This window comes from Paenibacillus forsythiae T98, assembly GCF_000520735.1.
Classification (GTDB): Bacteria; Bacillota; Bacilli; order Paenibacillales; family Paenibacillaceae; genus Paenibacillus_AQ; species Paenibacillus_AQ forsythiae.
Genome location: NZ_ASSC01000607.1, coordinates 1 through 5,010, shown reverse-complemented (window position 1 = coordinate 5,010; position 5,010 = coordinate 1). Strand labels below are relative to the sequence as shown.

At 56.5% G+C, this 5,010-nt stretch carries 4 protein-coding genes and 1 pseudogene; all 5 read right to left on the bottom strand.

All coding sequences use genetic code 11. The features are described 5' to 3' along the window. The coding region (locus tag L692_RS0118915) for a nitrilase-related carbon-nitrogen hydrolase (protein ID WP_025701637.1) at positions 1-297 on the bottom strand (297 nt) is incomplete at its 3' end. 32 nt (positions 298-329) lie between these two features. After that, the gene (locus L692_RS0118910; RefSeq protein ID WP_025701636.1) at positions 330-1,358 is read right to left on the bottom strand and encodes an agmatine deiminase family protein; all 1,029 of its coding nucleotides are present in this window, start codon (positions 1,356-1,358) and stop codon (positions 330-332) included. Between the two features lie 219 nt (positions 1,359-1,577). Further along, positions 1,578-2,123: a phosphodiesterase gene (gene yfcE / locus L692_RS0118905; protein ID WP_025701635.1), complete on the bottom strand. Its 546-nt coding sequence runs from the start codon at positions 2,121-2,123 to the stop codon at positions 1,578-1,580. 237 nt (positions 2,124-2,360) lie between these two features. Next, complete coding sequence (locus tag L692_RS0118900; RefSeq protein WP_025701634.1) at positions 2,361-3,845, bottom strand: glutamate synthase subunit beta; 1,485 nt, start codon at positions 3,843-3,845, stop codon at positions 2,361-2,363. Between the two features lie 747 nt (positions 3,846-4,592). Continuing rightward, positions 4,593-5,010 (bottom strand): annotated as a pseudogene (locus tag L692_RS33010) (type I pullulanase); the annotation flags it as partial.

The following is a 5,010-nucleotide window of genomic DNA, read 5'->3' as shown; positions in this document are numbered from 1 at the left end:
ATTGTAGCGCGCATAGTTCTTCTTCTCATAGAAGCTGATCGGCAGCACAACCTTCAGTTCCTTGGCCACCTCTTTAAAATGGTTAACGGCCTTGTTCTGTTCCAGCTCAGTCGCGTATTCATAATAATCCGACTTCTCCTTCTGGCAGAAGTAGGGCGTCTCGAACAGCTCCTGCAGCAGAATAATCTGCGCTCCCTGCGCCGCCGCCTCCCGAACCAGCTTGTCGGCCTTGGCTATATTCTCTTCAATGCTGCCCGAGCAGCTCATCTGCGTTGCGGCAACCTTTACATTTCTCAAGCTTATGTCCTCCTTGCTGTGGCTTAAACAGCTTATTGATGGCTTGGGTCCGGCATTTGCTGCGTCGTGCAGTGCACATTGCCGCCCTCGCGGATGACCGCCATTCCGTTCACCGTGCGGATTCGCCGGTCCGGGAACAGGCGCTTCAGCGTCTGCTCCGCCAGAGCGTCGGTTTCGGGGGCGCCGAACACCGGCAGGATAATGCCGCCGTTGACGAAATAGAAATTCAGATAGCTGAGCGTCAGCCGGCTGCCCTCATGGTCGGCGCGCGGCGGCTGCTGGATTTTGACGATCTCAAGCCTTCTGCCCTTGGCGTCCGTCGCATTCTCCAGAATGCGCAGGTTCTCGGCCGTAATCTCATAATTCTCATCCTGCGGGTCCTCGCACACCTGAAGGATAACCTTGCCCGCAGCCGCGAAGCAGGCGATATTGTCCACATGCCCGTCGGTCTCGTCGCCGCTCAGGCCGCGCTTCAGCCAGATAATCTTGTCCGCGCCGGTGTACTGGCGAAGAACCTCCTCAATATCCCCCCGGCCAAGCCCCGGATTGCGGTTGGGGTTCAGCAGACATTCCTCGGTCGTAATCAGCGTGCCTTCGCCGTCGGTATGAAAGGAACCTCCTTCCATCACGATCGGCGCGTCGAACCGTGTAACCTTCACCGTCTCGATAATTTGCGGGGCCACCTTGTCGTCCAGCTCCCACGGCGAGTATTTGCCGCCCCAGGCGTTGAACTTCCAGTTGATCCCGGCAAGCTGCCCGTCGCCGGTTGCGATAAAGGTCGGGCCGTTATCCCGCAGCCAGGCGTCGCTGTGTTCAATCGGCAGGAAGGCGATTCCCGGCCCGCTTAAGAGGCGCATGACTTCCTCCTGCTCGTCCGGATTCACAACGACCGTCACCGGCTCAAATTCGGCGATGGCCCGGATAATATCCGCATATCCCTGGCATACGGATTCATGCTCGCCCGGATAACACATGGACGCCTGCACCGGCCAGGAAATAAACGTGCGCTCATGCTTCGCCCATTCGGGCGGCATGCTATAGTTCAAAGCTTTAGGATTCATCATTTTAGCTCGCTTTACATTAGTCTGAGAATACACTTTCCCCTGCATTCCTTACCCATCATACAATATAATCAACCCCGGCTCAATTCCGTTCGGGCGGCTGAAATCCGGCATTTTCCGGCAGCGGAGCGGTCGGCAAGGGCAAATTGGAAAAAACCGGACGCCCGCGCCCGGTCTTTCATCCATGCCCGCGGCAAGCGGGCGTGTTCTTTTTACGAATCAGGATATCCGAATCGACTTTAGCGTCTCTCCCCCAAAGCTCTTAACGGTAAACTCCCCGCCCGCAAGTATGCCATAGGAATTGGGATTGTTCTCCTTCGGGAGCGAGATGGAACCGGGGTTAAGGACATAAACGCCTTCTTTGATGTCGGCCACCGGAACATGAGTATGACCCTGAATAAACAGGTCTCCTTCGCCAAGCTCCGGCAGCTTGTCAATGCTGAAGCCGTGTCCATGCGTGGCGAATATACGCCGGCCCTCGTACAGAATTTGCGTGTAGTCTCCCATCATCGGAAAATCGAGCAGCATCTGATCCACCTCGGAGTCGCAGTTGCCCCGTACCGCAGTAATCTGCCGCTTGATCGCATTAAGCTCCTGCGCCACCGCCTTCGGATCGTAACCGTCCGGCAGCGGATTGCGGGGGCCGTGATACATGAAATCTCCCAGAATAACGAGGCCGTCCGGCTTCTCCTCCGCGTATTTCTCCAGCGCCCTCTTCAACCAGTGCAGCGAACCGTGAATATCGGAAATAAACATCAGCTTCATGCGTTTCCCGTCCTTTCCTGACTTGGATATGTACTATTACCACTATACCGCAGCAACCCCGCAGCCGTCTCCGCGCGCAAAAGGCCCCACAAAGTGAGGCCCTTCATTGGTGTTAGTCTGAAATTATGCCGATAGCCTCGAAAGCGGTGCTGGCAGCGGGACGCCCGGCTCAGACCGGACACCCCGTTGCCGCCCTTTAACCTCTTGCTCTATTTAGCTGCGTACACCCCTCAAGGCTTAAGGCAGATTCGAGGAGCCCATCAGATATCGGTCGACCTCACGGGCAGCCTGGCGGCCTTCGCTGATCGCCCAGACGACAAGGCTCTGTCCGCGGCGAATGTCGCCGGCGGCAAAGACGCCGTCCACATTGGTCGTATGCACGCCGTATTCCGCCTTGATATTGGAACGCTCGTCTAGCTCCAGCTCAAGCTGGCTTGCCAGCGTCTCCTCCGGTCCGGTAAAGCCCAGCGCCAGCAGCACGAGCTGTGCCGGAATTACTTCCTCGCTGCCCGGCACCTCTCTTGGCACCATCCGGCCGTCTTCATTCCGCACCCACTCAATCCGCACCGTATGCAGTTCCTTCACATGTCCGCTCTCGTCTCCGGCGAACCGCTTCGTCGATACAAGGTAGCGGCGCGGATCTTCCTGGTACAAAGCCTTCGCTTCCACCTGTCCGTAGTCCACCTTGAGCACCTTCGGAAATTCCGGCCACGGATTACCCGGCTGGCGGGTGAGCGGCGCTTGCGGCATGATCTCCAGTTGAATTACGCTCTTGCAGCCATGACGGATGGAGGTTGCCACGCAGTCGGTGCCGGTATCGCCGCCGCCGATCACGACAACATCCTTCCCGGCCGCAGACAGGTACTCCCCGTTCTCAAGCTCTGAATCAAGCAGGCTCTTCGTATTCAGGGTAAGGAACTCCATCGCCTGATAAATGCCGGACAGCTCTCTTCCTTCAATCGGGAGATCCCGGGTCTTCGTCGAACCGGCGCACAGGACAACCGCGTCATACTGTGCTTTCAGCTCCTCGGTCGAAATGTCCTTGCCGATTTCCTTTCCGGTGATAAAGGTAATTCCTTCGGCTTCGAGCAGATCAACCCGGCGCTGCACTTTCTTCTTGTCGAGCTTCATATTCGGGATACCGTAGGTCAGCAGGCCGCCAATCCGGTCCGCCCGTTCATAGACGGTTACCGTATGGCCCGCTTTGTTAAGCTGAGCCGCGCAGGCCAGGCCGGATGGCCCCGAGCCGACGACGGCCACGCTCTTGCCGGTGCGCGCAAGCGGAGGCTCCGGCTTGATCCAGCCTTCTTCGAAGCCTTTATCCACAATCGCTTTCTCGATCGAGCGGATCGTCACGGGCTGGCCGTTCATTCCCACCGTACACGCGCCCTCGCAAGGCGAAGGACATACACGGCTTGTGAATTCGGGAAAGTTATTATTCTTCTGGAGCCGCTTCAGAGCGACTTCCCAGTTCCCTTTATATACCATATCATTCCATTCCGGAATCAGATTATGCAGCGGACAGCCGGAGGCCATCCCCGACAGCAGCCGTCCCACATGGCAGAAAGGGGTTCCGCAGTCCATGCAGCGCGCAGCCTGTTCGCGCAGCTTCTCCTCCTCCAGCGGAACCGAAAATTCGTTCCAGTTCTTGATCCGTTCAAGCGCTTCGCATTCCGAAGGCGTTACGCGCTGATATTCCATAAATCCCGTAGATTTACCCATCCCTGTCATCCTCCGTGTCTTCTTTGATTTCCGCCGGACCGGCCGGCGGTTCTATTCTAGATGCCGCTTGCACCAAGGACTTCGGTCCTTCCGAGCGCCTATTCATAATGACGCTGTAAAGCAGCAAAGCAGCAGGCCGCATCCGTATGTTTTACCGGCTGTACGGTTGTCCGCCACATTTAAAATTAGAAGTAATAAGTGACTACATAGTACCATTCGCTTTCCATATCCGAACGTGAGCAATGTCACCTTTTGTTGAAATCGAGAACATCATTTTGCCATTATCACAGAAATTTCAAATTTAAATCAATTTAGGCCGCATTCCCGACGCCACTCCAAATGCAGGCCCCGTCGCGAAGCAAGGGGAAGCACTCCCTTTATTCTCCGGATCGCTACTCTCATTCCGGTCATAGACGGAAAAACTCCCTCAATTTCTGGCATATGGGGCTAATTTCGGTGCTTTCCCCCGATTTAGCTGGAGTAATTCCCTTTAGTCCCCACCATACATCGTTTTGGATCTAATTAGCTCCGCTTGTTCCATCTAATTTTCAGTCGCGCTCCTCATCGCTGCTCCGCCCCGGCCTAGCGATTAGGAAAATCAGCCGACAGAAAGAATTCGCCGCACGGGAAGAAGCCCCGGCACGCAAAACAAAAAAGACCCCGAAGGGTCTGAGGGTCTGTAATATCCCAGGAATCATTCATTTGATGCGGAAAATGTACCGTTTCTCTCCCATGGATCGGGGCCGGTCACTGCACCGCCAGCACCGTCATTCCAATGCCGCGGATAATGGCCTGCTCTTTGGTCAGACGAACGACATGTTCTCCGCCCAGCAGCGGCTGCCAATCTCCCAGGCCCGGCAGCGCCAGCGCCATCTCTCCTGCATTCGCTTTATAGACTACGTACAAGTAGCTCGCCGAATCTCCGCCGGCGTGATTCCGCAGCGTGTAAGCTACCGCTCCGCCGGGAGCCCGTTCAAAGAAGAGAGTCCGGCGGATCTCCTCCGCGCTCCGCAGCCGGAACGCCGGATGCGCCTTGCGCAGCGCGATCAATTGCTTCATATATTCAACGTCGTCCTGATGGGCGGCGCACCGTTCCCAGTCGAGCCGGTTGATTTCCTCCGGTCCGTTATAGCTGTTCTCGGCGCCGTTCTTCGTCCGCATGAAC

Coding starts and splice junctions, on each gene's coding strand:
- L692_RS0118910 (WP_025701636.1), bottom strand. CDS start 1,358: ATGAATCCTAAAGCTTTGAACTATAGCATGCCGCCCGAATGGGCGAAG.
- yfcE (WP_025701635.1), bottom strand. CDS start 2,123: ATGAAGCTGATGTTTATTTCCGATATTCACGGTTCGCTGCACTGGTTG.
- L692_RS0118900 (WP_025701634.1), bottom strand. CDS start 3,845: ATGGGTAAATCTACGGGATTTATGGAATATCAGCGCGTAACGCCTTCG.